Genomic DNA, 25,808 nt, shown 5'->3' with positions numbered 1-25,808 from the left:
CTGACTCATCTAATGGCGACTAGGCGGAGTGTTCAGCGCCACCAGGCGGTAGCGATCCTAATTCAAACGCTGGTAATAACACGAACATCCGAGCCGGACACGCTCTTGATGTACGCGTAACTGGTACCCAGCACGGCTAACTGATCAGCGGAGACCTTACCTGCCGAAATAGCGGGTTGGACGATCACAAAGCGGAATACCATCTCGTGGTCGTGGCACTTATTACGCAGCAGCTCCAAATCCATGGGCTCACCCTTTAGAATCCTGTCAAAGCCTTTGGGCAGCGATTGCTGGTAGCGCTGCAATAAGCGGTTGAAGAACTTTTCTTCCGTGTGCAACCACTTCACCGAGCGTGATGCCTGGCCGCAGACCTCGTAGACATCGGAAACGCGCGCGCCCGGTCGCGCTTCGCCACCTTGTTGAGGGCAATATTTGCAGTGGTACAGGTCGACAAAGATAGCGTCCTTGCTTTCCTTGATCGCCACTAGGTCGGCGATTTCACCGGCACCATCATCGTTGAAAATAAACGTGTAATCGTTCTCGATTCGACTATAGGTGAACCCCTGAACGGTGTCCGGATTGCGGTCCGCCCGCATCGACTCACTGTGGATCTTAGTCGTGCCCCAATCCCAGGCTTCGATCAGGGTGACCGGCAGCCTCAGGCCCAAACTGTTGGGGGAGAAGTAGCGGTAATTGCCTTCGACAATCGAACCGTCGACGGCAAGCAGCACCAGTGGGTTAGTATCCAGGTACTGCTCGAACGAGCTCTCTTCAGCGAAGACGATCTTGACCCCCGGGCAGGAAAATTTATAAGCGTCATCCAACAGCCGGATCGTGATATCAGGCAGGTGGCGCTCCGTGCCATCGATTGCCGTTGTGCTGACGGGCACCTCCAGAGTCAGTGCATCGATCCTTCTGGGTTTGCCCAATTCAACATCCAGCAGGTTGAACACCTCAGCCAGGTACGCCAACGAGATCTTCTGTTCATTTTCGATCAGGATCGACGTCGGCCAATCGGCATAGAACAGTCCCTCGGGCCACTCCCGCTCGATCTTTTCTGAGCGAATCACATCTTTTAGCACTTCAGAGGGGTTGATCGTCGCGTCGTTGAGCTTCTGCGAGGCGCGCTTGCACCACTCGATCCAGTCATTGATGCTCGACGCGTTCATTTCCCAGATCTTGCCCTTGTGCGAGCAACCAACGGTGGTGCGCCGGCCATCTTCGTAGCCGGTTGCGAAGATGTTGGACTTCCTCGCCGTACCGTTCTCGATTTCACTGATGACGGTATTGATGTCGCGCCCAACATGCATGGTGAAGCGCAGATCCTTGCGCATGCGCGACAGGCCCACGTTCTGCAGCTTCATGAGTTTGATGCCGTGCAGGGGGCGGAAGGTCGGCTCGCCGCTGATGCGCCGGGCATCCTTGGCGATCAGGCTCAGGAATCGGTTGGTTTGCGATTCATCCCCGGAAGAGTGAACGAACAGCGTCTTGTCGGGCGCATGGTAGTACGCCAAATAGAGGATCCAGTTGGTGTCCAGGATCGACGACGTCTGCGCCCAGCCTACGGGCGTTTCGCGCCGCGTTACCATTATGATGGTGTCGGCTTCGTCGTTGATGGACAGTAGCTGCAGCGGCTCCCTCTTCTGCGAGAAGTGCTTGGCCTTCTCGGGTCTCCAGTCGTTGCGCTCTACATGATAGGCGATCGCACTGGTCTTGGGGTTGGGGTTCAAGCCGAAAATGTCCTCAGCATCGGCATCCTCCGGAAACTGTTCGGTGAACGTCTCCTTCTCGATCTCGCGGGCGATCTTGTTCTGGCTGACATCGCGGATCACCGCACTCCAGTCGGCACTTTCCTTGTACAACACCGCCATCTGGTAATCGACTTTCTGGTTGGCGATGTTCGAGACGAACTTGGCGTCACCGAGCGAATCATCGACTCGCGTCAGGCGACCGATAAACTGCAGGGTGACGGCGGGACTGCGGTGCTGGTCGTGGATAGCCGCAATCTTCAGCTCCGGCAAATCGAAACCTTCCCCCAGCATGTCCACGCAGACGATGATCTTGTATTTCTTCTCGACGATTTCACGCAGTAGCTTGGCTCGATTCGGCACCTTGCTGTGGATGAGGATGGGCGAAAGATCCTCATGCTGTTTATATAATTCAAAAAGTGCGGCGGCACGCTTCTGCGACCTTGCACGTACCATCAGCAGGTGGTTGAACCCTTGCGCGCGGTCGTTTCGCAACAGCTCGACTGCCTTGTCAGCCACCACCTGGTCCGCCAGTTCCAGGTTGTACTCGCGCACGGGATGGAACTCGATCGCCTTGAAGTAGCCATCGATCTGGGCATCCTTCAGCGGGTAGTTGTAAATGATCTTGCCATCAAGCGGCTGGTTGTCCTCACGGAACGGCGTGGCCGTGAACTGCAGGCAGGGCTTATCCTTGAACGCGTTTTTGACCCGGTCCCAGGTCAAGGCTGCCACATGGTGCGCCTCATCAATTATCAAGTGGCTGCACAACGCGGCCATAGTCTCCAAGGCTGGCTGGTCAAAGCGTTGCAGCGCTTGCGGCGTGGCAACGATGACGTTGGCCTCGGCTAGCTGTTGGACCCCGTCAGCCGAAAGGCCTGAACCGATCGCCTGCACGGTTCAGTGCGGTGGTCGAAACGGCACCGATCTCCCGTAGCTTCTTCAGTTCAAGGCATTTCTCGACCAGTTGCGAACGCAACGGATCGGATGGCACTAGCACCAGGGTCCTGGGCAATCGACCTGCGACCAGTAGCCCGAGCATAGTGTCGGTTTTCCCGGTGCCGGTCGGCATCACGATAGTGGCAGTCGTGGCGGGTGCCATCACCATGTGCCCTAGCGCGGCATACAGCGCGGCCAGTTGCGGCTTGCGCAAACCCGGCGTCTGGGTATCCCGGACGGCCAGATTGAAATTGAACAGATGCTGCTGCCAGCTGCGATAGACGTCTGTGTACTTCCCTGCTTCAACGGCCATTACGGGTACCAGGTGGAGGATGAGGATTAGCCTACCTAGCTAATGGCCACATGCTACCAGCGAAGCGCTGGAAGGGTGTAGCCCTGCCAGGCGCGCCCTCCCGACCTGGGTAACCTATCATGCAAGCATCTCCCCCTGTAAGCCGAGAAGGTCGTACACATACACTTTCGCTATAGAGTTGAGTCGTTAGTTCGATCCCTAGAAGTAAGACTCATTGCCATCACGAAATTTGGTCGTGAGGGCCGGGTGTACTGAACGTCCTCTGCGGGCCGAGAACTGTCCTCCGCTATGGGCAGCTAAGGAGTGAGAGCACGCCCTCGCAAAACGCAGCTTTTGATTCAAGGCGGACTGTAGCCACGCGGTTTCTATCAACTCACTGCGACTATGCCGCGGAAGGTTCGGGAGTCTCCGGGTCCGTTACCTCCAAGCCAGAAAAGTTAGGAGCACAGTCCAAGGTTTCCAGGACATCAATCAATTCATGCTTAGCAGTCTCAGCTGTTAGCAACACCGAATCACTTAACTCAGCATCAACGTTGTGCACAATGATATCTCGGGACAGCTGGAGCTTTACCAGCTCTTGAGCAAGTTCTACTGTAATCACAGATTGATTGACAAGCTTGTCGATTATCATGCGTGTAGAAGTTTTTTTCTTGATGAGATCGCGTGCTTGCACATGATCCAGCGCGTTCATCGCTATTTCAATGAGTAGTTGCTGTATTGAAATCCAGATGCCAATCAATTCGGCGTGTGTGCTGTTCACTGTTGTAGCAATGTTTTCTGCAACTTCCTCTTTCTGCTCAGCAGACATATGAATGTTGTCGAGTTTGCTCAGTGCTTCGCTCAGTTTCTCTTTAACTTCTCCTGATATTTTGAGGATATTATCAAAATCCTCATGGCCGATAAAGTTGTTATGGGCCACTAGGCAACGCAGGTCATACAGCCTTGCCCATCGAGTTTGTAGGTATTCACTCTTACAGCTCACGATGGGCTGAAAATATCTTTCCCAGTTTGAGGTGGGTACCAGCTCCTTGAGCTCTTCTATATTGACGTCACTGGCTGAAAGCGCTGAGCGAAGTTTGTCCAAGAGCTTCGAAGAATTTGCTGTTGAATACGGTCTGAACAGAAAGTCTGAAAGCTGGATGAAGTCGGTCTCGAACAGATAATTATTCCCAGCCGAACTCTTCTTTGTTCGAATCGATTCGGAAACTTCCTTCGGCACCGCCTCTTTGGTCCAGCCCAAACCAATTTTTGTGAGCATAAACTTGGTAATAAGCTTACGCATCATGTTCTCAATTTCATGAATCACTGGATAAGCTGCGTACGACAAGCTGCTGCTTACATCGTCCCACAATACTTCAACCGGCTTTTCGGAAACTTTGGCCAAAATCGTCCGAATCGACTTCAGCAAAGACAGGAAAATGGAGACATCTCTGTCGCTAGGGCAGCCAAGGCGTACGTGATAAAAAAGATGGCTGTTATTCTGGATTTCTCCTCGCTGTACGTCATAATCGAACCTTATGCCGTCAAAAATAATGTACTTATTCTTTATATCAACGCTGCCATAGGATTGAATGAGGTTGTTAAAAGAGGGGGTGGTGTTGCAAAAGCCCTCTTTAGAATTGATTATTGCGAGGTATTCAACTTTTAGGTTTTCCATGACCGAGTATTCCGATTTCTATTGGCGTCATGATATCATTTTGAAGTTGACGTGTCAGTCCTCGCTTTTTAGCTATTCAAGTTCTCGCGTTTTCCCTAGCCTCGAGACATCGTGCCCTCGAACCCGTTAAGGACTACTACTGTTACAAGTCCCTGGCGTCAAGACGCCAGCCAAGAACATTTCCATATCGAATGGCTTACTCATATACGCCCTCCGATTTAAGCCGCGATCACGTCGATTCGACCATGCCCCAGTTCATAGCAGATTTGCTTCGGCCCTCACAATCAAGGTACCAATCTACCCAGCAACATTGGCCGCCGTCGATAGGCGCAGAGTGCTGGATGATTTGTTCATAGCGTTCACATGCGTAGGCAGCTCGTAGCTCATGGTAGCTTGTGTCCATGCAGGATGTCTCGCGCAGGACGGATGATTTTATGCAGAAGATGTAGGTAGCTTTCGTGTGGCGCAATCAGGTTGTGGGTCGTGGCTACCCGCAGGTGACAATTTCTGTGCAAACCTAAGTGCATCACGAACATGGTCATCCACCGTAATCCAACGTGAGGCACCGGCGCGGCCGCCTTTGATGACGTCCTGGATGTTGATCATGCCTAGATCGTTAGCCTCACGGCTTAGCCGTGGCAGGTCAGCCAAGATAGCCTCACGCAAGCGTATTCCGGTGGCTCGCGCAACAGAGCATTCGCGCTTTGCAGCTGATGACAGCTGCAAAGCGCATCGACGATCTGTTTAACCTGTTCGCGGTCTTGGCCCTGTGATACAGACTGTCGAACCCCGGTGCGCCGCATACCTAAAGCCTTGCTCGGACTGGGCAACTTCACGTAGTGATCACCGTGTAGCGCTGCCATTGTCCTGTTAACGCTGAATAGCCGATTTTGTGCGGTGCTGACGGCGAGGTCACCGCGCCCAACCCCGAGCAATCTGCCGCGCATCATTAATACCGGCCCCCTGTTCGGATCGGCACCATTTCACGAATACCTTCCAACGATCACAGTGCGCTTTGACCGAGACATAGTGGCCACTGCCGAACATGTCCTTCAGCGCCTGTGGCCCTGCGTAGTGCAATTGCGTGCCCTAGCCGAAATTACGACCATAGCGTCTACCCACCAATGCCATGTAGGTCATCTCATCGTCTGCTCTCCGATCATCGCCCCACATCATCCCGCCAAGAATGCTGAGTGTTATCAGGGATCAAGGCTCCTGCGACCTGTGGGAGTGTCCCTACGCGGGACTGGCGGCTTCTTACGATCGGGAGGAAGGGCATTTCATTATCTGGCCACCTAAGCGCCGTCACCGGTGGGCGGGTGTAGGCAGCGCTGGCTGACGAAACCCGTACCTGAATATCCTGAGCCGGATGAATATAGCAATGCGATGACCGGGGCCATGCCTGACTGTCAGTCAGGTGCAGTTCATTCCGTGGTGACTTAGACATTTGTCACGCCGATTGTCACGAGGGGAGTTGCCGCAAAGCCAACTGCCATGAGGGATGCCGCAGTGCTAGAAGCGCCCGCCTCTTTCCCGAAGAAAGAGACGGGCGTAGGTTGGCGCAAGTTTCGGCCGAGCGGTATTAAACGCTGCCCCCTTGGCAGGAGTATCGGCGGGGAGCTCTAACGTAGCCCCTGTATGCCTTAGGGATGGAATGGTGCGGTGTCCGCAAGGCTGTCCCACATGCTCGCGCCCTTCGAAGCGGTCAGTCCTCAAACGCTCCGTGCATCAACAGGCGGCATTCATTTTTTACACTGTCCGTAGGAAATTTCCTTTTCTCTGGTAGGCTTTCGCCGAGTCTCCCGAGAGGAAAATGAAATGCCCGTCGTCATCGTCGAGAACGACACATCGCAGTGGGAGGACGAAACAGGCGCTGTCTATCACTTCCCTAAGCGCTACCAAACCTGGCTCGCCCAGGGCACCGAGGTGATCTATTACAAAGGACGCATCAAGGACAAATCTTTTGCCTCCGCCCGCCTCAGCGACAACCCGCATTATTTTGGTAAAGCCCGCATCGGTAAGGTCTACGCAGACTCGAACAGTGATAAGGGTGACCTTTACGCACTGATCGAAAACTTCATGCCGTTTGAAAGCGCTGTCCCTGCGAAAATTGGCGGGATGTACCTTGAGACTATCCCCGCCAACCGCGTGAAGAACTATTGGCGTGACGGGGTTCGGCCTATTTCTCAAGCTGATTTCGACTCCATTTTAAGTCATGCAAAGCTTCAGCCTCCGAAACCTGAAACAGAGGCGTTAGATATGGAAGGCGACCCATTTGTCTTTGAGTCAGCCAATGAAGGCAGCAAGTCAAGCTACTTTGGAACTCGCTATGAGCGCCGCAAAGATCTGAGGACGAAGGCCATCGCCATCCACGGTCTTGACTGCAAGGGATGTGGGTTTGGTTTCGAACAGGCTTACGGTGAACACGCCAAGGGCTTCATTCACGTACATCACGTGGTGCCGATCTCGGCGTTCGGTGGCGAGAAAACGGTGAACCCTGAGACTGACCTCGTCACGTTATGCGCCAACTGTCACGCAGTGGTCCATCGGAAGCGGGATATGACTCTCAGCGTCGATGAACTGAAAGGGATACTACGCGGGCGATGGGTATTCGACTCCTGAGAGCACATTCATTTTCGGCCGTGGTTGCTAGGTGATTAGATTCAGGCACCGTTGGCTTGCGTGGTGAGTATGCAGCGCCCCCCCAGCTTGCTTATGACCGTTCAACACGGCTTCAAGACTGAGGGCGTTCGTCCTCAAGCTGATCCACTAGCACCCGAACCATCGCATTGAGGTGGTGGGACGCTACGACCATTCGGTGATCACCCAGCATCACGCCCGTGTGATTGAGATAGCGGGCGCACTCAATCAGTTTCGAGGCTTGTTCTTTGGCTTGAGCGGTGGGTATCCCGGGGATGCTGGTGAACAACCGTCGCGACGGGCCGTAGCGATGGTCTGGATTGCATTCACTACCGCCGGTTACGATTTCGTCTTTTGGCATTAGTGGGTTCTCCTGGCAGTCTGCGGTGATGCTTGGATTGCTGGGGCCGCTATGCGGCCCTTTCGCGACACAAGGCCGCTCCCACAAAGGGGGGCGGCGTGGGACTGCTTAAGGGGAAGTGTTCAAGGGGTTTTCATCATGCCCAGTTCTGCATCATCGAGCAGGGCCTTGGCCAGGGCGCAGAGGTAGTGCGAGGCCCAGAGCAGTTGGGGTTTCTCTTCTATCAAGCCGTCGATGGTCAGGTCGCGCGCATAGCCCATCAGTTCCGAGGCTTGTTCGCGGGCGATTTGGCAGGGGATGCCGGGTTCGATGCGAAACAGTGGATGGGTTTGGTTTTCACCTTGGTAGAAGGTGGTTCTGCCGACAGTGAAACTGGTTTCTTCGGTGGCCATTGTTTGATCTCCCTGAAGCTGTAGATGCCTGGGCTGGCCTTATCACCGGCTAGCCGAACTCCCACAGGTTTCACCGAGCCCCCAAGAATCGTCTACAACCTCGGGGGGCGGTGCCGTGTGAGGGGGCTAGCTCTGTGAAAGAGCCAAGCCAGGCTTGTCATGATGCGACTCAGTGTCGAGTTCTTGGCTCACTCGGCATTTGCACTTGCGCCAACGCGACCTCGAGCAATTTGCGCAAGGTTTTTAGCTCGTGAATGGAGGTCATGATCAACAAGGAGGAGGGCGACTTGGGTTGCATCAACATCGCCTGCTGCGCGACGGCCTCGGCGCAGAGTGCGTAGTCGGCAGCCATCATCAGCGTGTCTTCGAGGGAGTGAAGGTTGTGGGGTGGATCGGGGACTATCTTCAACATGATTGCTTCCATTTCAGGGCTGTCACCTTCTGCTGTCAAACAGAGGGTGGCAGCTGTACGCGGGTTGACAGACCGGCGGAAACAACAAGTTCCGGCGCACGCAAGCGTGCCCACACGTACAGCCACCATTATGGTGAACCGTGTTGTTGTTTGCCGTCGCGACCTGTCAAAGTCATGTCGTTGAAAGTAACGACGGACCGAGACTAGAGCGCTTGCCAGATAGGCCGCAACGAAAAACAGGCGCCGGCAGTATCTTTGGGAAACGCCCTACAAGGAAGGGGCTAAATCTGATCTTTTTCGCAGTCAGGCGTAACAGCATGTATCGTGTGAGCCTCGGCAATACCGGTCCGAAGCCGTGCCGCGATGTTGAATAGCGCAGCGTCAACGCGGCCTTAGAGACGGTGGATGCGCAGCCACTCATCTGCAACGTCGCCCATGGTGGAAGGAACGCCGCTCTTGATCCAGGCCATGAAGGCACGGTCGAACTTGAAACCCTCCCCGCACTCAGTCACGAGAAACTGCCGCACCTTCTGCGTGTTCCGGTAGCCATTGTCTATCGGGGTAGCGCGGGTAATCGGTCCAGCATGCCAGTCAAAGCTCATTTCCATTTCCTTATCGAGCGTCCTGTCGTGACGCAGCACGATAGCAGTGTCAGACCATCGCCGGGTTTCATTTGTAGCTTGGGGACGACAGCACCCAATTGCAGCTGCGAAGTTTTTTTTGCTATAACGTTCGGCTCTCTCAATGGACTGAGCCAGCTTATGCTTCGCAAAACTCTGCTTCTGATTGCCACCGCCACGCTGCTGGCGGCCTGCGGCAACGACTCTGCCAACTACACAGTGACCGACGAGCACTGCCAGCCCCAGCACTGGAAGACACTGCCTGACGATGCCGACCGGGAAGCCCTGGTCGAGAAGTGCATGTCTCGATAGTCGCCAGTCGGTAAGCCTTGCTACCCCTGAAGAACATGGAAGCGCCCCTGTGCGTGGGGTCTTTTAACTAATGGACGTTTCAAACAGAGGTCTTTATGTACGCCAAGAAAATGCTGTTCGCAGGTTTGATCGCTACCCTGGCCGGTTGCGGCACGATCGGTAATAACATCGTTTCGGATGAAGAACTGGCTACCAAGGCAGCCTTTGCCCTGGATACGACTGCTGACAAGGTCACCATTTCCAATCGCTCTGGTGAGGTTTCTGGGGCTATCAACTTCGTTGCCGCTACTGGGGGACGTAAGCACCAGTGCTATATCACCACTGTGATGGGGGCGGTCAGCTCTAGCGCTATCTGCTCGGGAGCTAATTCGGTGAATAGCGATGGGGCGGGGGGCAAATCTGTTTCCAACAACTGCAATGCGCTGCTGAGTGCTGCGGGGCAGTGCCGTTGAGCTGAGGCTTTAGGGTTGGTGCCGTAGCGGGGAATTTTCTGTTACGGAGCTGGTTGGGAAAGCGCATTGATCTGAACAGCAATTGCATGATTTGCACACAGCAGGCGGAGCCGCTGCTCAAGCTGTTTGCGCAGCGTATTCTGCCGCTGGGTTCGCCACCCCATCGGCGCTTCTGCATGAGCGGGCAGGACATGCTTGAGTGCTCTGCCGCGCTCAATCTGATTGTGTACCAAACCACCGACGGTAAGCGTCGCGGCCTGACATGGCTGCAAGCGGGTGCACATCATGCTTCGGTCACTGGCTGGCATGACGGGCTTCGATGCAGTGCATACCCTGGCACCCCAGTACATACCCGCAGGCACCGATGTACCAGCAGAAGTCATACACCGACTCGAACAAGATGAGCGTTGGCGGCAATGGGGGTGGAGCAGTATCAACGCTCTCCAGCCTGAGCCATTTCCACCCAAGAGCATTTGGCTTCCGCGCCCATAACGCAGAGAGGCCAGCCCCTGGATACCCACCTTTGAGCAGCTGAGGGTTTCCCCACACGCATCTCTAGGTAGCCAGCACCTTGTCGGAGTGGCGCATGGCCGGTACATTGCGCAGCCATTGGCCACGCATGCTCTCGCGAGGCTCGTGTCAAAGGAATGAAATGCAAGACGAACCCCAAGGATCGGGCGTTTCGCCTGAGGTCGACACAGGACTTGCCTGTCTGGTCATGCTGGCGCGTTTTCATAACGTAGCCGCCTCCCTCGAACAACTCGCTCACGAATTCGCCGAAGATGGCCGCCGCTTCGGCCGTGCCGAACTCCTCCTCGCCGCCAAGAAGCTGGGCCTCAAGGCCAAGTCCGCGCGCAGCTCGCTTAGCCGCCTGGATACCACCCCGCTGCCCGCCATCGCTGCCGGCCGTGACGGCCGCTACTTCATCATTGCCCGGATCGACGATGGCAAGGCGTTGATCCACGATCCGCGTGCGCAACGTCCCGAAGTGCTGAGCTTCGAGCAACTGGAGCAACGCTGGACCGGCGAGCTGTTGCTGATCCGGCGCGGTGCTAGATTTTTATTTACTACGCTAGCCGTTCTTGTATTGATCTTTATTGGCTACATTGCCAGTGGCTGGGTTGAGCCAGGTAAATTTTTGCTTTCTGAAGGTGGCTGCAGGTCTTGCGCTACCGAAGATATCACTGGGGTGCTCGGCGGGATGAAAGTCAAGATCCCACGCTATTGCGCTGAGCTTGTGGAGTACGACGGTGATCCAGGTTTTGGAGAAAGACCGAGCGATGCCGCATCAAATAGAAATACGCGGAATATTCGTAGTTTGGGAATGGATGTGCGGCTGCCGGAGATGTCCTGCAAAAGCAGTAAAGAACTTAATGACGATTATCGATCAAATTTCCTGAATAAGCATAGCCTCTGGCTGAGCATTGGGGTCAATTCTGGAGAGATATACCCAGGCCCCCAGGCTGCTCAGCGCCAATTGGACGCTGTTTTAAGAAGCATAAAATCTCCGAATGAGTTTTGGCTTAATAATTACGAACGCACCCCTGAAATGATATATGGTCTAGATGCTTTTGTGGTTTCAGGGGCTGATCCACAACTGGGGGGTGCTGCAAAAGATAACGAAAGAGCAAACGATAAATTTTTTGGTCATAACGAATCTGACGCAGCTGACTTATATATCTCCTGTGACAAAACCTATGTGCCGAAAGGTGTCGCGACCTGCGTCATGAAATTCAGCATGGAGCCTAGTGCTAAGGCTATGCTCTCTGTTCGATTTTCTAGAGAACATCTATCGCAGTGGCGTGAAATTAGAAGTGCAGTAGTGGGTTTTGTTAGCGGACTTAAAACTGAAAATTGACCCTCGGCGAAGACGTAAAAAGTAATCGCCAGAGCCTGGTTGTGGGTGGGCATTTTTAGACCCTTTTGTTGTGCGGAACAGGTGCCGGGAGGGGGTTGCTTTATGAAGCCATGGCTTGGGCTGGGGGGCCGCTTTGCGGCCCTTTCGCGACACAAGGCCGCTCCCACAGAACAAACGCTAACTCATTGATTTAGCGGGGCCTGTAGGAGCGGGCTTGTCCCGCGAAGAGGCCGGTCCAGCCACCGTGGTGAATGGCACCGGCTTCGCCGGTTTCGCGGGGCAAGCCCGCTCCTACAGGGTGTGCGGTGTATTTACGGGCTTGTTCTCTGCGCGATTGCGCGGCTCGAAGGGCTGGGCAATTTCCCACAGTGCGGGCGCAGACATGAGGTTTTCTCGGTTTCTGTGGGGATCGCTTGCCCCGCGAAGGGGGCTGTCCGGCAATCGTGGTGGATGGCACCGGCTTTGCCGGTTTCGCGGGACAAGCCCGCTCCTACAGGGGGGCGTTGAATCAATGGGTTAGCGTTTGTTCTGTGGGAGCGGCGTTGTGTCGCGGAAGTAGGGTAAAGCTGCAGGCTGCGGTGCTGACGTGTCTACTTGGGCGTGGTCCTTGCAGACAGCCGGGCTGTGGACAGTGCGGTCAGATCCAGACGTCGTTCGTAGCTGTTCGCTCTCCACCTTCATGGCCGGTATTCAGAACGCCTCGCGGCTCGATCATCATCAGTTTTGCTTCTCCCTGCGCCGCTGTTCTGTGCTCCACGCCACGGGGCACCACATACAACTCGCCGGGGTTCACATATACGCAGCCCTCGGGTAAATCGATGCGCAAGGTGCCTTCGAGCACCAGAAACGCTTCGTCGGTCTCCGGGTGCGAGTGCCAGATGAATTCACCTTCGATTCGCACGACCTTGAACTGGTAGTCGTTCATTTCAGCGACCACCCTCGGGCTCCACTGTTGATCGATCAGCGAAGCTTTGTGGGCCAGGTTCACAGGGCATGCGGCGTGTTGCGGGCGGGAGTCGGACATGACGGATCCTCTTGGGTTGAAGGAGGCAGACTATCCAACCGGCATACGCCGTTCTTGTACGATCCTGCACGTCAGCGGGCAGGGCGCAAGCGCTCCAGCCAGCGCAACGGCGACACGCCATAGCTGCGGGTGAAGTGCCGGGTCATGTGGCTCTGATCATGAAAGCCTGCGGCCAGGGCTGCATCAACCAAGGTGAAGCCATCAAGCATCAGCCGGCGCACAGCGTCCAGGCGCCGCAGGGTGACAAAGCGGTAGGGGCTGGTGCCGTAGAGGGCGCGAAAGTCGCGGGACAGGCTCCATTGTTCGCGTCCGCTGGCCTGTTCGAGCATCTCCAGGGTAATGCCCAGGTGAATGTGCTCCATGATAAATGCCCTGGCGCGCTCGGCCGCGCGGTAATCCAGAAGTTTGCGGCCGCGTGGCTTACCGCCCACTGCTCGCAAGGCTATGGCCAGGTCATACACGGCGTCCTGTTCTTCCAATGTTTCCAGCGGGTGATCCAGGGCCTGTACGAAGGCTTCACTGGCGCGGTACAGGCGCGGGTCGCTGGATAGCCCGCCAGCAATGAAGGGCAACGGCTCACCGCCGAGCACGTTCTGGATCAGTGCCGGGTCGATGTAAGCCATGCGGTAGCGAAAGCCCGCATCCGTGCCGGCCATGCCGTCATGCACTTCGTCAGGGTGCAGGACCAGTGTATTACCCGGTACGCCATGGCACAGCGCCCCTTTGTAGTGAAAGCTTTGCACGCCGGCGAGGGTGCGGCCGATCGAGTACGTGTCGTGACGATGAGGGTCGTAGCCATGGCTGCCGAACCACGCTTCGATCCGCTCCACATTGCCAGGGTGGGCGCTACGTATGACCCAGTCGGGGGTGGCTGTGTGGGTTGTTTTTCGTGCCATGAGTGGTTTGCTTGCGATTCGCTCAGAGTGATTGATTATTGCCTGAATGCGAGATTTCAGGGGGGTGATGGTATGTGGAGTACATATGTACTCCTTCTGGCTATCGTTGCCGGTGGCCAGCTTGAAGCGGCCATGCATTCATGCGCTCTTGCACAGCTGCGGCCTCTTCAGGTCAAGCGTCTAGTTATATACGGCTACAAATGCCCGCTGCATCTTGTAGGAAATCGGCATTTTCGTCTGATGATCGTGTAGTCCATTTCCCAATGGGCACCTTTCCCCCTGTACCCCCGTTGTGGCGTTTTGGAGGCCGCTCTAGTCTCGGCTCGCCTGTCGTTTTTCACCGCTGTGGTTGGCCAGGTTACGGGCAGCGATCTGCGTAGGGTTGCGCGGGTCGGCGTGGCGGGCCGCGGCGGTGTTGAGCGACAGGCTCCTTTTTACAATCGGGCGTGGGTAGGGTTGTCGCTCGCGGCAGACTTTTCCGCGCCGTAAGACAGCGGGGTAGGAGCATGGAAAAGGACAATCAGCCCAAGCAGGCGGGAGGGCTCAAGGTGGTGAGCGTGGTTGGGCGTGCACGCAAAGGCGCACATCGCGATTGGGTCAAGGGTGACGGCGAACTGCCCATCAAGGAAGTGCTGGAAGAAACCCTCTTGATCCTCGAGTGCATTACCGGGCTTAGCCAGAAGGCACTCGAAAAGCCCAGTGAAGCCAAGGCATTGATGCGCGCCACTTACTATTTGAGCGGAATGGCCAAGGCAATGGTCGATGCGCAACTGCCGGGGCTTATTCGGCAGATGGTGGCGGAGGGGAAAGCACGCCGGGAGGAGGCTGAGACCGAAACAGAGTGATAGGGGTTAATCAAGCCGCTTTGAACCACCCGCCTCAATGGCGGGTTTTTTATGCTTGCCATCCGGGCCTACCTGGAAAAGCACTATGGATGCAGTGATCCACGCCTTCAAATCAACCATCGAAGCCGCTGATCGGTCGATCACGGCTCGCCGAGTGGGGGAGCGTATGGAACTGGGCTGGTTGATGGAGGTGTCGCTGAGAGTGCAGGGCCCGCTGATTCAGGCCGCAGACCGCCGCCAGTGCAATCTTTGCCTGACGCCACTGAACACCAGCAGCAAAGGCACGTTCAACAAGATCCAGCCACCGAGGAAGCCTGCGGCGAGGCTCAAGCCCTTCACGTAAATGTACGCGACGACGACGCAGACAATTACCGACAGCAGCGGCTTGGCTTTGGGCTTGGACTGCACGTGGGCGAGGCAAAAACCGGCCCCGGCAAGCACCAATGCAACTGCCAGGCTCCAGCACGAGACGAGATAGCCGCTCTGATATGGTTCCGTGCTTATCCAGCTCATCCGCGCTGCATGGATCAACGCCACCTCAGTGAAGATGGATGAAACTGCCACCCAGGCGAAAACATAATGAAGCGCGTGCAGAATCTTTGAGAACACCGGTGCTTCGAGCTGCTCATCCTCTTCCCGTGTACGGGTGGAGGTCGCCACTGCGGTCAGCAGACCCGCACCAAAGCCGCCAAGCGTCATGGCGGCAAAGTTGGTCATGACGCCGGCAAGGTCGATCTTGATTTCCTGCTGTTGTGCGTCGTCTTCAAGCGTGAAACGTTGCTGATTGAGGTCCTGGCGCTGTTCGGCGGTAAGTCGCGGGGCACTGACCTGGATTTTGATCTCGGCAATACGCTCCTGGAGGTTTGCCAGCTCGCGTTTGGCCACCAGAGCGCCGGAGGCCGAGGACAGGCAGATGACCACCGCACCAATCGTCGCGATTGCGAACCCTAGCAACTGTGCACGGGTGCTCTTCACCAGGAGCGGGATACCGGCAGCGAAAATGGCAAAGGTCGCCCAGACAGCCAATGCGGCGAAGTAGGGCATTTGCTGCAGTGCGGCAAACGGGACAGGGGGGTTGCTGTATTCGAGGGTGATTGCAGCAACCAGTGAAGCAAAGGCTGTCGTAGCCACGTGCAGGATCCTTTCAAAAATTCAGTCGGTGAAAATCAAAGGGCGCATCTTGCCGTATGCGGCGATTGGGCATCAATGCCGGTCAGCAGGGGCGGATGGAGGTGGTTGAAGGAGGGGATACGGCCTTGGTGATCATAGAGACCTCGCTGTCGGTCACCGATGCCTCTGGACCGCGTGAGTCGTTCACGCGGCGGGCGACTTATGTATTCCGCCAGGTGGGGGAGCGCTGGTTGTGCGTGGTGGAAAATTCGAATGGCACCGGGTTGCTTGATGCGGTCGTCAACTAGGGGGTTGGCATTGAGAATGCTGGGGCTGCTGCGCAGCCCTTTCGCGACACAAGGCCGCTCCCACAGAGACCGCGCCAACCACACTAAACTTGGGGGTCGGCCAATGCCCTTATCTATGGCAGGCCGCTGCTGTGTAAATGCCACGTGGCTACGGCAGAAGATCACTCTTCCTGTTCCCGCATTACTGTCCATTCTGGTGTTAAACACCACCCTGCATCCCCCTATTAACTAGCGACGCAGGGCAGGCTCGTGTTGTTTTACTTGAGCGTTCATGCATTGACCTGTACATTCTGGAGTAACTTAACTTAGACGCAAGGAAGCAAGGGTTAGTAGATGCTTGAATTTTTCAAATCTCAGATGGACAGTGGAATCGGTACCGCAGTCGCAGTGATTGGCTTGATTGCATTAGCCGCTAAAAGCGCATTCAATATATTTGCGCTCTACGATGAGCACTGGTCGCGGCGATATTATAAAAAATTGAAGGAGTTGCACGCAGCTGAATCGAGTGACGGCCCGCTCAGAAAATATCTTGATGATGCGTTGTATCTTGAGGCTTTTCGTATTGCGAGCGGGCTCAGCACCAATAAGATAACGGTAGACTATTTAAAAAGGGTGGCTAAGGGTGGTCGTTGGAATCGTCACCAGATTAAGCAGATCTCAAAGTTTTTGGCAATAAGGTCTGGCGCGCCAACCCCCACTTTTGTAATCACTGGATGGCAAACTGCAGGAGCCAGGTTCTCACTCTTAATCACCGCATTTTTCATAGGATTGGGTTTGTTCTTCGGGGTTGGGGTCGCGATCAGTGGAGCAGTGACTCTTTCTGGAGTTCTCGCTGGATTTAGCGTTGAGATAGCGTTCATAGTTGCTGCCGCGTGGATTGGTATTCCCTACAGTGACTACAAGGTCGCCCGCGCGTTCGAGGCCTACCTAGAGAAGCACCCTGAGATTCTTGCGGAGAGTGAGGAGCAAAGTTCAAACACCCTCGCTAGCGCTCCGGCCGGACAAGCAGCTGCCCCTCGTCTCCCTACAGCAGTGGTCCAGTGAGTGTTGAGTAATGAACAACGCGTTGTAGCAATAGTGTCGAGGTGCGCATCGGGTGATGCGCTATAAAGCAGGCCAAGCCATTGCTGCAACTGGCATCCAGGCTGCCATCGGGGCCAACTCCCGCGATCAATCCATTTGCAGGTAATTGAGGCTGATCGCCACCACTTCCGCACACGCATGCAGCAGCACCGGCACCAGCAGCCCGCCGCTGGCTACGCGGGCGATGCCGAGAATGAGGCCGACCAGCAGCAGGGTCACCAGGGTGATGTAGTTATCGTACTGACTGTGCAAACCAACAAATACCAGTGTGCTGACCACGATCGCAGTCCATTGCCAGAACCGGCCCTTGTGCAGCGGGAACACGCGCATCAGGTAGTGGCGGAACAGCAGCTCTTCGGCAACCGGTGGGAACAGCACCAGGGTGACGCTGAGCAGGGCAATCTGGGTTGGGCCGAGGCCGTCGTAGAAATGCACCATGAAGCTTTCACGGGGGATCTCGAACAGGTACATCAGCACGCCACCGAGGGCGTAGGTGGCGACCATGGCAACCAGTCCGTACAGCAACGGCCGGCGCAGGTGCGTGCCGAGGGTAACCTCAGCGAGGCCTTGTTTGCGGTGCTGCAAGTACAACAGCACCAGCAGGCCGATGCCGGCATAACCCATCGTGTTGATCAGTCGCTGGCTGGTGAGGGGGGCGGACGGGTCGGGGAGGACGACAATCAGGCTTGCCGCAACATAAATGACGATAGCCAGCGCCAGCATGCCGAGGCGCTTGAAGACGTTGTAGTTCGAAGGCATGGGGGCTGCGGGAGAGGGGAATACGGGTGCAGAGGTTTGCACGGGACGGTCCTTGTGTGGGCAATTCGCCGGGCATCTTGCCGGTGTGGTCGCCGCGTGATCAATGGCCTGGCAAACAAATAGATTATTAACCTGCGCTGCTTGCCAGCACCGTAGTTGTATTGCCGCTCAACCTGCGGCAAAGTCGACCCATGACGATCCCATCCGTTTTCCGCGCCCCGCTGATTATTACCGCCATCATCACCCCGGCGGGCTAGCGCGTACCACGCACACACCACCCGCCTCGATGGCGGGTTTTTCATGCCCGCCATCCGGGGCCTACCTGGAGAACCACCATGGATGCAGTGACCCACGCCTTGAAATCAACCATCGAAGCCGCTGATCGTGCGATCACGGCTGAGGACTTCGATGCGCTGATGGACTTCTACGCTGATGAAGCCACATTGGTGGTCAAGCCGGGGCTGAAGGTGAGTGGCAAACCGGCTATTCGCCGGGCGTTCGTCGCTATCGCCGAGCATTTCAACCACAGCCTGCAGGTCGGGCAGGGGCGGATGGAAGTGGTCGAGGGCGGGGATACGGCTCTGGTGATCATGGAAACGTCACTGTCGGTAGCCGATGCTTCTGGGTCGCGTGAGTCGTTCACGCGGCGGGCGACTTATGTGTTCCGCCGGGTGGGGGAGCACTGGTTGTGTGTGGTGGACAATTCGTATGGCACTGGGCTGCTTGATGGAATTGACGGCTGAGCGTGCACGGCGCGCGGGTGCATGCCGCAGAACGCTTGCACTCCAACTGTGGCCTGATACCACTGAACAGCAGCAAAGGCAGGCTCAACATCATCAGCCACGCCGGTCAGTTCTGGATCTCAGTTTGTGGCCCTAGCATCGCGTTGATCTGAGCGCGGGTCTTCTTCAGTGGAGGGCATTCGACCGGCTCGAAGCGATAGCCGAGCGTCTCGTCAGGGATGGCCACGGCGCTGGTGTCGCCTTGCAGCGGTGCGATCAGGGCGCCGCTGTCATCGGCCAGGCCGCAGTAGGACGCCGGCAGGTTGAATGCGGCGAAGGCGATTGCCTCGCGGGCCGGCCTTTCGTAGGTGCCTTTACCCGATAGGTCTGCAACGGCGTTGAGCGAAATCAGGGCGCTTAGGTAGGTCGCTGCAACGGCAGCGAGGTCTGGCAACACGTCATATTTTTGCTTTTTGCGCAGACTGACGTAGTCGCGAATCATCGCGCGCAGCATCAGCCCGAGGGACACGAAGGCGAAGCAGCCCTGGGCGATGGCCACGGCGACGCACCAGAGCAGCACGGTCATGCACACTCCCAGCAGCAATTGTGCGCCGAGCAGCTCGCGCGGGGGCAGGCGGGTCAGGTCGGCGATGACCTGATCTGACAGGATCTTCGACAGCGTGGCCACTGTGATTGCCAGCAGGGCGCCAAGGGTTTTCCAGGGCAAACGGGTGCGCAGTGAGCTGATTTCGAAGTAGCAGTAGAGGTATGCCATTGCGCTGAGCCAGGTGAGGCTGATCAGCGTCCACCCGAGCATGGGTGCGAGCGGTATGCCGAGCATTTTCAGCGCGCCGGTTGTGTAGAGCAGGGCGGTGAACAGGGCAAAAGCCAGCATGGCGTGGCGTAGCTGTGGCCAGTCTTTGATGATGAGGAAGTTACGGTAATACCAGACGCGCTTTGCGGGGGAGGCGTAGACATTGGCGCGGTAGCCGAGCAGGGCAGGGGCGATCACGAATAGCAGGAGTAGAGCGGGTAACGCGGACATTGGCTTTCCTTAATCTAACGGGCAGCACTGAACCTGTAGGAGCGGGCTTGCCCCGCGAAGAGGCCAGCCCAGCCACCGCGGCGGATGGCACCGGCTCTGCCGGTTTCGCGGGGCAAGCCCGCTCCTACAGGGTTTGGGCGTGCTTGCGGGGTAGAAGTCACACCCCGGAAACAAGCTTGTTCACGCTGGTAATCCGCTGATTCCAGACCATCTCGTAATGGCTGGACTGCACCACCGACGTCACCACCCGAGGTGTCATCAGCGCCCAGCATGTATTGCCCGGCGACCTCACCGAGTGATAGCGCAAACCCACAGCCTGTGCCTTCCTGATATCACGGCCAAGCCCTTGGGAAGCGCTGTAGCTATCCGGCGCGTAAATGGCATCCGAGAGCGGCAGGGTCGTGGCGTTCAACACCCCGGCCTCATTGAAATGACACACCAGTCCGCGGAACACGAACCGCTCATAGCTCAGCCCTTCAACCTTGCTCCAGTAAGCCTGCTGATGATGCCGAACCTCGGCAACTGCGGTCTCCAGGGTGTCTGCCAGGTACAGCACGCCAAAGCTGCCATCGCCAAAGCGCGAGCCCTCTGGATTGACATGGGTAAACGGCGCAGTTGCATACGAGCAACCGGTGATGCCGAACGGAATCTCGCTGCGGGCGATCAGCTTGAGCGCGCCAAGCTCATTTTGCAGGCGCGGATTGGTCAGGGCCTGGATCTGATAAAGGATGTCGAATTCATCCGCGCTGGCCACGTCGTCGAACAGCGCAATGGGTGGGTATTTGGAATTCACCAATCGGTAGGATCTGATCTCCTCGCCGCCCTCTATGGCCTGCAGATCAGCGGCGCTTACCACTGCGCACCTCGCAGCACATCAATGCGGCGGAAGGTTTCATAGAGTTGGATGAACGAGCCCTGCGCCATCACCTCAAGGGGCGACTGGCCGTCGAAGAAGTCGTTGTTGTTTTTCATCGAGACAAAGCCGTAGACATTGTCCGGATTGTCAAAAACGGTACGCAGCGCCGCGTGCATGTTCAGCACCAGGCTGATGCGGGCCATCTGGTCGCTGTCGAGGCTGACCGCGCGCTGATGATCTTTTGCGCGAGCATAGGTGCTGCGAGAAATGCGCAGGACGTTCTCGATCTGCTTCGAGTTGGCCTGCCACTTTTCCATGATATTGATAGCCGTACGCAAGGCGACCGCGCCCACATCCTTGGTCGACGATGCTGGGACTGCAGTAGCGTGGCTCATGGATACTCCGCTCTATTTATCTGTAGATTCAATAGTAGGTAATTTGCGTCTAGAGATCAAATTACGGCTGCATAATGACTCATCGCTCTGCTTTTCCGTATGAATGCTGCGGTCATTATGCTGATATGGCGCATGACCGAAGCTCAAGGCAAGGAGTAGTCCCATGAACATCATCAATGCACGCTTGCGCGGCAAGGCCGGGCTGTTCCGCATCGAACTGAACGGCGACCGCATTGCTGCTATCCAGCCGCAGGCGGATGTGGCGGCGCCAGGCCATGCAGATGACCTGGATGCCCAGCAGAACCTGGTGATACCGCCGTTCATCGAGCCGCACATACACCTCGATGCCACGCTGACCGCCGGCGAGCCAAACTGGAACATGAGTGGCACGCTGTTCGAGGGCATCGAGCGCTGGGCCGAGCGCAAGGAGCTCAACACCCACGCAGACACCAAGACCCGCGCCACCAAGACCATCGGCATGCTGGTCGACCACGGCATCCAGCACGTGCGCACCCATGTCGATGTGACCGACCCCAAGCTGACCGCGCTCAAGGCGATGGTCGAAGTGCGCGAAGAGGTCCGCCACCTGATTGATCTGCAGATTGTCGCGTTCCCGCAGGAGGGGATCGAGTCGTACGCCAATGGCCGCGCGTTGATGACCGAGGCGGTGGCGATGGGCGCGGACGTGGTGGGCGGTATTCCGCATTTCGAGAACACCCGCGACCAGGGTGTGTCGTCGGTGAAGTTTCTGATGGACCTGGCCGAGCGCACCGGCTGCCTGGTGGATGTGCACTGTGACGAGACCGATGATCCGCAGTCGCGCTTTCTCGAGGTGCTGGCCGAGGAGGCGAGGGTGCGCGGCATGGGCGCGCGGGTGACGGCCAGCCATACCACGGCGATGGGCTCGTACGACAATGCCTACTGCTCGAAACTGTTTCGGCTGTTGAAGATGTCCGGGATCAACTTTGTGTCGTGCCCGACCGAGAGCATTCACTTGCAGGGGCGCTTTGATACTTATCCCAAGCGCCGTGGCCTGACCCGGGTGGCGGAAATCGACCGGGCGGGGATGAACGTGTGCTTCGGCCAGGACTCGATTGTTGACCCGTGGTACCCGCTGGGCAATGGCAACATCTTGCGTATTCTCGAGGCGGGGCTGCATATCTGCCACATGCTCGGCTATGAAGACTTGCAGCGCTCGCTCGACCTGATTACCGATAACAGCGCGCGTACGCTCAACCTGGGTGAGCGCTATGGTATCGAGGTGGGGCGGCCAGCGAACCTGCTGGTGCTGTCGGCACCGGATGATTACGAGATGGTGCGCAGCCAGGGGCATGCGTTGCTGTCGGTGCGCAATGGCAAAGTCCTGATGCGCCGCACACCGGCGCACATCGAGCGATTGGGCTGAGTGCCGATCTGGGGCCGCTTTTTCAAGGTCTTTGCATTTTGCCGGAGTTGGTTTTTGACTTGAGCTCGCTGGGGCCGCTGCGCGCCCCTTTCGCGACGCAAGGCCGCTCCCACAGGGATGCCTGTGTTGCCCATTTGTTGGTTTAATACACCCATTACTGCACGGCGCCGTCCATGTGGGAGCGGCCTTGTGTCGCGAAAGGGCTGCGCAGCGGCCCGGGGCGAGCTCGCCGCTGGCATCGATCCCGGTATCCCTGGCGCGTTGAGTGCAATTCGCAATTGCCCCTCAGGCGGATCGGTGGCACGCTTTGCCGGCGATTTTGCATAGCGCTTCACGCGATAGAAGGAACCGCCAAGGTGAGTTGGGAAAAAGTCGGGAAGTCCCTCGTGGGCCTGCTGGTCGTCGGCGCCTGCGCTGCCGGGCTGTACACGACGTTCAAGGAGGAACCCGCCCTCGAGGCGCGGCTTACTTACGCCTATCTCACCTACCCGAGCCAGTTCAGCGAACGTATCAGCCAGGCCAATGACCTGCTCAGGTACGAACGCCTGCACGAGCGCATGAGTGCGATCAGTGACGGCCAGCTCAGCCACCAGCAGGTCGACAAATTGGTCGACCTGGCCCAAGAACCCTACGCCGAGCTGTTTGCCAAGCCGTTTGAAGCCGGCCTGGTGGACCATCGCACCGGCCTGTTGATCGAGCTACAGAACACCCGCGAGGCGCCGCTCAAGGACGTCCAGATTCGCCTGCCGGCCAAGGGGCTGGTGCAGATTCGTGACGATGCCGGCAACGACATCATTCCCCAAGAGGCTACCAGCGTGATCGACATCGCCACGCTTGGCGGCCGTGAAGACTGCAAGGTCTGGGTGTATTTCGACTCGGATTATTCGCAGATCCGCCAGGGCGGGCTGAGCATCCGCCATGCCGATGGCGTCGCCCAGGTGCGGGCCTACCGCGAGTTCATCGGCTTCCCGGCGACGGTGGCCAAGTACAGCCAGGTGCTGGTAGCGGCGCTGGTTGCACTGGGCCTGGCCGTGCTCGGCCTAGGCTACGCGTACCTGCGCCGCACCGCCGCTCCTACAAAATTTAGCTAGATCAATGAGTTAGCGTGCATTCATCAGAGCTCCCAGCCGCTTTTGCCTCGTGCAGCGCCAAGCTCTGACGTAGCTGCATGAGCATGGCCTCGCGCAGCCCTTCCGGCGCCTGTAGCCGAATCGATCCTGCATGCGACAGCAGCCAACCCATCAAGGCGCGATTGTCGTCGACCGTGGCCTCCAGCCTAGCGCCGCCTTCGGCCAGAGACTCCAGGCGCATGTCATCCGAAAGCGGCTGCTCTGCCAGATGCAGCGCCAGCCCCTGATCAACCCAGGCCTGCAGCGCGATCGGTTGCGCGCTGGCAAAATCGCCCGGCAGCAGCCGGTACGCTTCGCCCAGGCTCAGCCCCGGCTGCCAGTACCAGCCATAGGGCACCCCCTTGCTGTTGCACTGCAACGGGAACAGCACCACCAGCTCATTCAGATCACGCTCCACCGTGCGCTTGCTGGCCTTGTGGCCGGCTTCGCTCAGGGCGAATTGCAACTGCGAGGTGCTCAGGCCTGGGTGGCGATGGGGTAGCAGTTTCAGCAGCTGCCACTGGCGGGCAATGGTCTGGCGGGTGGGGTTACTGGGCAAAACGGAGATCCTTGGCAATCGACAGAAAACTGATTGCTTCAATGGTGGCAATTGGCTATTGCGCTAAGGATAACCTGACCCGTTGCAGGATCCAAGGTGAGGAAGGGGATGAGCGAGTTGTTGATGTCGGTTTCACTCGGTAAGCGCGAGCACCCAGTCCTCAGTGCAGTGATGAAATGACAACCCTCTGCCCCTCCTGTATACCTATCCGTCACCAAGGGGAGCCCCGGCAACGGGCTGAGAAACCGCTGGCACTAGCTGCAGCGCGGTGACCCTTCGAACCTGATCCGGATCATGCCGGCGAAGGGATGGGACTGCCGACCTGCCTTTCAGCCGGCCTCACTGCGAGGCCGCTCCATGCCACACTGCCACGGTCTCGCTGTCACCTTTCAGAGGACAGCACCATGAGCGAACGCTTTACCGAATCCCTGCGCCGTCAGAGCGAGCCGACCTGGTCGGCCGCCGTTGGCCACCGTTTCGTCACCCAACTGTGCGACGGTACAGTGGCCGACCCGGTGATGGTCCGCTACCTGGTTCAGGATCACCGCTTTCTCGACAGCTTCCTGACCCTGCTCGGCGCCGCGATCGCCACTGCCGACACCTTCGAGGCGCGGCTGCGCCTGGGGCGTTTCGCCGGGATGATCTCGAGCGATGAAAACACCTATTTCCTGCGTGCCTTTGAAGCCCTAGACGTCAGCCCGGCACAGCGCGACGAGCCGGCTGACACGGCACCGACCGCAGGCTTCAAGGCGATCATGCGCGAAGCTGCCGCGACCCGTTCGTACGCTGCGGCGTTGGCGGTGCTCAACGTTGCTGAAGGGCTGTATCTGGACTGGGCGATCAAGGCGCCGCAGCCGTTGCCGGCGAACTTCGTCCATGCCGAATGGATCACTCTGCACGACAACCCGTTCTTCCAGGACTTCGTCGCCTTCCTGCAGGCAGAGCTCGACCGGGTCGGGCCGCAGGATGCTGAGTTGAGCCGCGACTTCTACCTGCGCACGGTGGACCTGGAACTGGCCTTTTTCGACGCGGTGTATGAGGGTGAGGCATGAGCATGGACATCTTTGATCGGCTCAAGGCCGCCGCCGCGCCGCAGTGGTCCAGTTATGTCGACCACGATTTCGTCCGGCAGATGGGTGAGGGCACGCTGAGCGAGGAAGCGTTTCGTACCTACCTGGTCCAGGATTACCTGTTCCTGATCCAGTTCGCCCGCGCCTGGGCGCTGGCGGCCTACAAGAGCCGCCTGCCGAGCGACATTCGCGCGGCCCAGGCGGGGCTGGCGGCGATCCTCGACGAGACTGAATTGCACCTGCGCCTGTGCGCGCGCTGGGGGCTGTCGCAGGCCGATATCGAGGCCGCGCCGGAGCATCAGGCTACCGTGGCCTATACCCGTTATGTGCTTGATTGCGGCGCGGCGGGTGATCTGCTCGAGCTGCATGTGGCGCTGGCGCCGTGCGTGATTGGCTATGCCGAGATTGGCCGCAGGTTGTCTGAGAATATTGCCGATATGGCCAGTCATCCTTACCGCGAATGGATTGCCGAGTATGCCGGAGAGGCGTATCAGGGCGTGGCAGCGGCGGCGCGCAAGCACCTGGATGAGCTGGCGGCGCGGAGCATGACCGAGCAGCGCTTTGTCGAGCTGGCGGGGATCTTTGGCCAGGCGTCGAAGCTGGAGGCGGACTTCTGGCAGATGGGGCTGGATGGGGCTTCCAGTTGATTTAGTGGTGCCTGGGCTGGCCTCTTCGCGGGACAAGCCCGCTCCTACAGGATTTGCGTCGAATTACAGCTTCCGGCCTCCACGCAAATTACCTCTTCGCGGGACAAGCCCGCTCCTACAGGATTTGCGTCGAATGCACCTCCCGGCATCCACGCAAATCCTGTAGGAGCGGGCTTGTCCCGCGAAGAGGCCGGCCCAGCGAACGTGGTGTATTGGTGTATGGCACCGGCTTCGCCGGTTTCGCAGGCCCCTGCTGAATCAATGAGTTAGCATT

At 57.6% G+C, this 25,808-nt stretch carries 28 protein-coding genes, 1 pseudogene and 1 riboswitch; of the genes and pseudogenes, 12 read left to right on the top strand and 17 right to left on the bottom strand.

All coding sequences use genetic code 11. The features are described from left to right. Positions 1-62: 62 nt before the first annotated feature. The 4 genes and pseudogenes from J3B00_RS19045 to J3B00_RS26725 all read right to left on the bottom strand — a co-directional run bounded on the left by J3B00_RS19045 (position 63) and on the right by J3B00_RS26725 (position 5,734). Complete coding sequence (locus tag J3B00_RS19045) at positions 63-2,642, bottom strand: DEAD/DEAH box helicase family protein (protein WP_348635964.1); 2,580 nt, start codon at positions 2,640-2,642, stop codon at positions 63-65. Next, on the bottom strand, positions 2,611-2,997 hold the full coding sequence (locus J3B00_RS26845; RefSeq protein ID WP_281075874.1) for a DEAD/DEAH box helicase family protein: 387 nt from the start codon (positions 2,995-2,997) through the stop codon (positions 2,611-2,613). Before J3B00_RS26845 ends, J3B00_RS19045 begins: the two co-directional genes overlap by 32 nt. A 382-nt stretch (positions 2,998-3,379) precedes the next feature. Then, positions 3,380-4,654, bottom strand: coding sequence for a HEPN domain-containing protein (locus J3B00_RS19040; RefSeq protein ID WP_209870223.1), 1,275 nt, complete (start codon positions 4,652-4,654; stop codon positions 3,380-3,382). Positions 4,655-4,872: 218 nt separating this feature from the next. Then, a pseudogene (locus J3B00_RS26725) lies at positions 4,873-5,734 on the bottom strand (integrase). Between the two features lie 738 nt (positions 5,735-6,472). Here J3B00_RS26725 and J3B00_RS19035 point away from each other — a divergent pair. Continuing rightward, positions 6,473-7,276 (top strand): HNH endonuclease, encoded by an 804-nt coding sequence (locus J3B00_RS19035; protein ID WP_209870220.1) that lies wholly within the window; start codon positions 6,473-6,475, stop codon positions 7,274-7,276. A gap of 112 nt (positions 7,277-7,388) precedes the next feature. Here J3B00_RS19035 and J3B00_RS19030 read toward each other — a convergent pair whose 3' ends face one another. The 4 genes from J3B00_RS19030 to J3B00_RS19015 form a co-directional block, all read right to left on the bottom strand. Then, on the bottom strand, positions 7,389-7,655 hold the full coding sequence (locus J3B00_RS19030; RefSeq protein ID WP_209870217.1) for a DUF3077 domain-containing protein: 267 nt from the start codon (positions 7,653-7,655) through the stop codon (positions 7,389-7,391). Positions 7,656-7,777: 122 nt separating this feature from the next. After that, entirely contained in the window at positions 7,778-8,047 is a 270-nt protein-coding gene (locus tag J3B00_RS19025; protein ID WP_209870214.1) for a DUF3077 domain-containing protein, read from the bottom strand. Positions 8,048-8,216: 169 nt separating this feature from the next. Next, on the bottom strand, positions 8,217-8,459 hold the full coding sequence (locus tag J3B00_RS19020; RefSeq protein ID WP_209870211.1) for a hypothetical protein: 243 nt from the start codon (positions 8,457-8,459) through the stop codon (positions 8,217-8,219). A 392-nt stretch (positions 8,460-8,851) separates the two neighbouring features. Continuing rightward, positions 8,852-9,061 carry a DUF6434 domain-containing protein gene (locus tag J3B00_RS19015; RefSeq protein ID WP_209870208.1) on the bottom strand — a complete coding sequence of 70 codons (210 nt, stop codon included), beginning with the start codon at positions 9,059-9,061 and terminating at the stop codon, positions 8,852-8,854. Between the two features lie 159 nt (positions 9,062-9,220). Here J3B00_RS19015 and trbK point away from each other — a divergent pair, with 159 nt between their 5' ends. Both trbK and J3B00_RS19005 read left to right on the top strand, forming a co-directional pair. Further along, positions 9,221-9,391: an entry exclusion lipoprotein TrbK gene (gene trbK / locus J3B00_RS19010; protein ID WP_209870205.1), complete on the top strand. Its 171-nt coding sequence runs from the start codon at positions 9,221-9,223 to the stop codon at positions 9,389-9,391. A 95-nt stretch (positions 9,392-9,486) separates the two neighbouring features. Beyond that, on the top strand, positions 9,487-9,843 hold the full coding sequence (locus J3B00_RS19005; protein WP_209870202.1) for a hypothetical protein: 357 nt from the start codon (positions 9,487-9,489) through the stop codon (positions 9,841-9,843). A 41-nt stretch (positions 9,844-9,884) separates the two neighbouring features. Here the strand turns inward: J3B00_RS19005 and J3B00_RS19000 are convergent, their stop codons facing one another. Next, entirely contained in the window at positions 9,885-10,151 is a 267-nt protein-coding gene (locus J3B00_RS19000) for a hypothetical protein (RefSeq protein WP_209870199.1), read from the bottom strand. A 344-nt stretch (positions 10,152-10,495) separates the two neighbouring features. On the opposite strand from J3B00_RS19000, the gene J3B00_RS18995 reads away from it, so the two are divergent. Next, positions 10,496-11,701, top strand: coding sequence for a cysteine peptidase family C39 domain-containing protein (locus J3B00_RS18995; protein WP_209870196.1), 1,206 nt, complete (start codon positions 10,496-10,498; stop codon positions 11,699-11,701). Positions 11,702-12,338: 637 nt separating this feature from the next. On the opposite strand, the gene J3B00_RS18990 is transcribed toward J3B00_RS18995, so the two are convergent. Further along, the gene (locus J3B00_RS18990; protein ID WP_209870193.1) at positions 12,339-12,725 is read right to left on the bottom strand and encodes a cupin domain-containing protein; all 387 of its coding nucleotides are present in this window, start codon (positions 12,723-12,725) and stop codon (positions 12,339-12,341) included. A gap of 71 nt (positions 12,726-12,796) precedes the next feature. After that, on the bottom strand, positions 12,797-13,621 hold the full coding sequence (locus J3B00_RS18985) for an AraC family transcriptional regulator (RefSeq protein ID WP_209870189.1): 825 nt from the start codon (positions 13,619-13,621) through the stop codon (positions 12,797-12,799). A 506-nt stretch (positions 13,622-14,127) separates the two neighbouring features. Here J3B00_RS18985 and J3B00_RS18980 point away from each other — a divergent pair. Continuing rightward, positions 14,128-14,466 (top strand): DUF3077 domain-containing protein, encoded by a 339-nt coding sequence (locus tag J3B00_RS18980; protein WP_209870185.1) that lies wholly within the window; start codon positions 14,128-14,130, stop codon positions 14,464-14,466. Positions 14,467-14,685: 219 nt separating this feature from the next. Here the strand turns inward: J3B00_RS18980 and J3B00_RS18975 are convergent, their stop codons facing one another. Continuing rightward, positions 14,686-15,597: a hypothetical protein gene (locus J3B00_RS18975; RefSeq protein ID WP_209870182.1), complete on the bottom strand. Its 912-nt coding sequence runs from the start codon at positions 15,595-15,597 to the stop codon at positions 14,686-14,688. Positions 15,598-15,725: 128 nt separating this feature from the next. Here J3B00_RS18975 and J3B00_RS18970 point away from each other — a divergent pair, with 128 nt between their 5' ends. Beyond that, complete coding sequence (locus tag J3B00_RS18970; RefSeq protein WP_209870180.1) at positions 15,726-15,884, top strand: hypothetical protein; 159 nt, start codon at positions 15,726-15,728, stop codon at positions 15,882-15,884. A 333-nt stretch (positions 15,885-16,217) separates the two neighbouring features. Beyond that, entirely contained in the window at positions 16,218-16,928 is a 711-nt protein-coding gene (locus J3B00_RS18965) for a hypothetical protein (protein ID WP_209870177.1), read from the top strand. A gap of 126 nt (positions 16,929-17,054) precedes the next feature. Here J3B00_RS18965 and J3B00_RS18960 read toward each other — a convergent pair whose 3' ends face one another. Continuing rightward, positions 17,055-17,726, bottom strand: a complete 672-nt coding sequence (locus J3B00_RS18960; RefSeq protein WP_209870173.1) for a type II CAAX endopeptidase family protein — start codon at positions 17,724-17,726, stop codon at positions 17,055-17,057. Between the two features lie 335 nt (positions 17,727-18,061). On the opposite strand from J3B00_RS18960, the gene J3B00_RS18955 reads away from it, so the two are divergent. Then, a complete protein-coding gene (locus J3B00_RS18955) occupies positions 18,062-18,469 on the top strand; it encodes a nuclear transport factor 2 family protein (protein ID WP_209870170.1) in 408 nt (135 codons plus the stop codon). 106 nt (positions 18,470-18,575) lie between these two features. Here the strand turns inward: J3B00_RS18955 and J3B00_RS18950 are convergent, their stop codons facing one another. The 3 genes from J3B00_RS18950 to J3B00_RS18940 all read right to left on the bottom strand — a co-directional run bounded on the left by J3B00_RS18950 (position 18,576) and on the right by J3B00_RS18940 (position 20,744). Continuing rightward, complete coding sequence (locus J3B00_RS18950; RefSeq protein WP_209870166.1) at positions 18,576-19,460, bottom strand: hypothetical protein; 885 nt, start codon at positions 19,458-19,460, stop codon at positions 18,576-18,578. A 190-nt stretch (positions 19,461-19,650) separates the two neighbouring features. Beyond that, the gene (locus tag J3B00_RS18945) at positions 19,651-20,349 is read right to left on the bottom strand and encodes an RES family NAD+ phosphorylase (RefSeq protein WP_209870162.1); all 699 of its coding nucleotides are present in this window, start codon (positions 20,347-20,349) and stop codon (positions 19,651-19,653) included. Further along, positions 20,343-20,744 carry an antitoxin Xre-like helix-turn-helix domain-containing protein gene (locus tag J3B00_RS18940; RefSeq protein WP_209870158.1) on the bottom strand — a complete coding sequence of 134 codons (402 nt, stop codon included), beginning with the start codon at positions 20,742-20,744 and terminating at the stop codon, positions 20,343-20,345. The genes J3B00_RS18945 and J3B00_RS18940 overlap by 7 nt, the downstream gene beginning before the upstream one ends. 163 nt (positions 20,745-20,907) lie before the next feature. On the opposite strand from J3B00_RS18940, the gene codA reads away from it, so the two are divergent. Together codA and J3B00_RS18930 are read left to right on the top strand one after the other, a co-directional pair. Further along, a complete protein-coding gene (gene codA / locus J3B00_RS18935; RefSeq protein ID WP_209870154.1) occupies positions 20,908-22,149 on the top strand; it encodes a cytosine deaminase in 1,242 nt (413 codons plus the stop codon). A gap of 356 nt (positions 22,150-22,505) precedes the next feature. Next, positions 22,506-23,240, top strand: a complete 735-nt coding sequence (locus J3B00_RS18930) for a hypothetical protein (RefSeq protein WP_209870151.1) — start codon at positions 22,506-22,508, stop codon at positions 23,238-23,240. 1 nt (position 23,241) lies between these two features. Here J3B00_RS18930 and J3B00_RS18925 read toward each other — a convergent pair whose 3' ends face one another. Further along, positions 23,242-23,817: a WYL domain-containing protein gene (locus J3B00_RS18925; protein ID WP_209870148.1), complete on the bottom strand. Its 576-nt coding sequence runs from the start codon at positions 23,815-23,817 to the stop codon at positions 23,242-23,244. A 207-nt stretch (positions 23,818-24,024) separates the two neighbouring features. Then, positions 24,025-24,143, top strand: a riboswitch (TPP riboswitch). 78 nt (positions 24,144-24,221) lie between these two features. On the opposite strand from J3B00_RS18925, the gene J3B00_RS18920 reads away from it, so the two are divergent. Then, positions 24,222-24,869, top strand: a complete 648-nt coding sequence (locus J3B00_RS18920; protein ID WP_209870145.1) for a TenA family protein — start codon at positions 24,222-24,224, stop codon at positions 24,867-24,869. Continuing rightward, entirely contained in the window at positions 24,866-25,534 is a 669-nt protein-coding gene (tenA, locus tag J3B00_RS18915; protein WP_209870141.1) for a thiaminase II, read from the top strand. Before J3B00_RS18920 ends, tenA begins: the two co-directional genes overlap by 4 nt. The last annotated feature ends 274 nt before the right edge of the window (positions 25,535-25,808 follow it).

Origin of the sequence: Pseudomonas sp. BP8, from assembly GCF_017875955.1 — a bacterium.
Classification (GTDB): domain Bacteria; phylum Pseudomonadota; class Gammaproteobacteria; order Pseudomonadales; family Pseudomonadaceae; genus Aquipseudomonas.
The sequence above is the reverse complement of the archived record's forward strand: the minus strand, read 5'-3'. Positions and strand labels throughout refer to the sequence as shown.

Bases quoted from the DNA above. Each gene is read 5' to 3' on its own strand.
- J3B00_RS18995 (WP_209870196.1), top strand. From the start codon at position 10,496: ATGCAAGACGAACCCCAAGGATCGGGCGTTTCGCCTGAGGTCGACACA.
- J3B00_RS18965 (WP_209870177.1), top strand. From the start codon at position 16,218: ATGCTTGAATTTTTCAAATCTCAGATGGACAGTGGAATCGGTACCGCA.
- J3B00_RS26845 (WP_281075874.1), bottom strand. From the start codon at position 2,997: ATGGCCGTTGAAGCAGGGAAGTACACAGACGTCTATCGCAGCTGGCAG.
- J3B00_RS18960 (WP_209870173.1), bottom strand. From the start codon at position 17,726: ATGCCTTCGAACTACAACGTCTTCAAGCGCCTCGGCATGCTGGCGCTG.
- J3B00_RS19005 (WP_209870202.1), top strand. From the start codon at position 9,487: ATGTACGCCAAGAAAATGCTGTTCGCAGGTTTGATCGCTACCCTGGCC.
- J3B00_RS18955 (WP_209870170.1), top strand. From the start codon at position 18,062: ATGGATGCAGTGACCCACGCCTTGAAATCAACCATCGAAGCCGCTGAT.
- tenA (WP_209870141.1), top strand. From the start codon at position 24,866: ATGAGCATGGACATCTTTGATCGGCTCAAGGCCGCCGCCGCGCCGCAG.
- J3B00_RS19040 (WP_209870223.1), bottom strand. From the start codon at position 4,654: ATGGAAAACCTAAAAGTTGAATACCTCGCAATAATCAATTCTAAAGAG.
- J3B00_RS19000 (WP_209870199.1), bottom strand. From the start codon at position 10,151: ATGCCAGCCAGTGACCGAAGCATGATGTGCACCCGCTTGCAGCCATGT.
- J3B00_RS19020 (WP_209870211.1), bottom strand. From the start codon at position 8,459: ATGTTGAAGATAGTCCCCGATCCACCCCACAACCTTCACTCCCTCGAA.
- J3B00_RS18980 (WP_209870185.1), top strand. From the start codon at position 14,128: ATGGAAAAGGACAATCAGCCCAAGCAGGCGGGAGGGCTCAAGGTGGTG.
- J3B00_RS18940 (WP_209870158.1), bottom strand. From the start codon at position 20,744: ATGAGCCACGCTACTGCAGTCCCAGCATCGTCGACCAAGGATGTGGGC.
- J3B00_RS18990 (WP_209870193.1), bottom strand. From the start codon at position 12,725: ATGTCCGACTCCCGCCCGCAACACGCCGCATGCCCTGTGAACCTGGCC.
- J3B00_RS18920 (WP_209870145.1), top strand. From the start codon at position 24,222: ATGAGCGAACGCTTTACCGAATCCCTGCGCCGTCAGAGCGAGCCGACC.
- codA (WP_209870154.1), top strand. From the start codon at position 20,908: ATGAACATCATCAATGCACGCTTGCGCGGCAAGGCCGGGCTGTTCCGC.
- J3B00_RS19025 (WP_209870214.1), bottom strand. From the start codon at position 8,047: ATGGCCACCGAAGAAACCAGTTTCACTGTCGGCAGAACCACCTTCTAC.
- J3B00_RS19030 (WP_209870217.1), bottom strand. From the start codon at position 7,655: ATGCCAAAAGACGAAATCGTAACCGGCGGTAGTGAATGCAATCCAGAC.
- trbK (WP_209870205.1), top strand. From the start codon at position 9,221: ATGCTTCGCAAAACTCTGCTTCTGATTGCCACCGCCACGCTGCTGGCG.
- J3B00_RS19015 (WP_209870208.1), bottom strand. From the start codon at position 9,061: ATGAGCTTTGACTGGCATGCTGGACCGATTACCCGCGCTACCCCGATA.
- J3B00_RS19035 (WP_209870220.1), top strand. From the start codon at position 6,473: ATGCCCGTCGTCATCGTCGAGAACGACACATCGCAGTGGGAGGACGAA.
- J3B00_RS18985 (WP_209870189.1), bottom strand. From the start codon at position 13,621: ATGGCACGAAAAACAACCCACACAGCCACCCCCGACTGGGTCATACGT.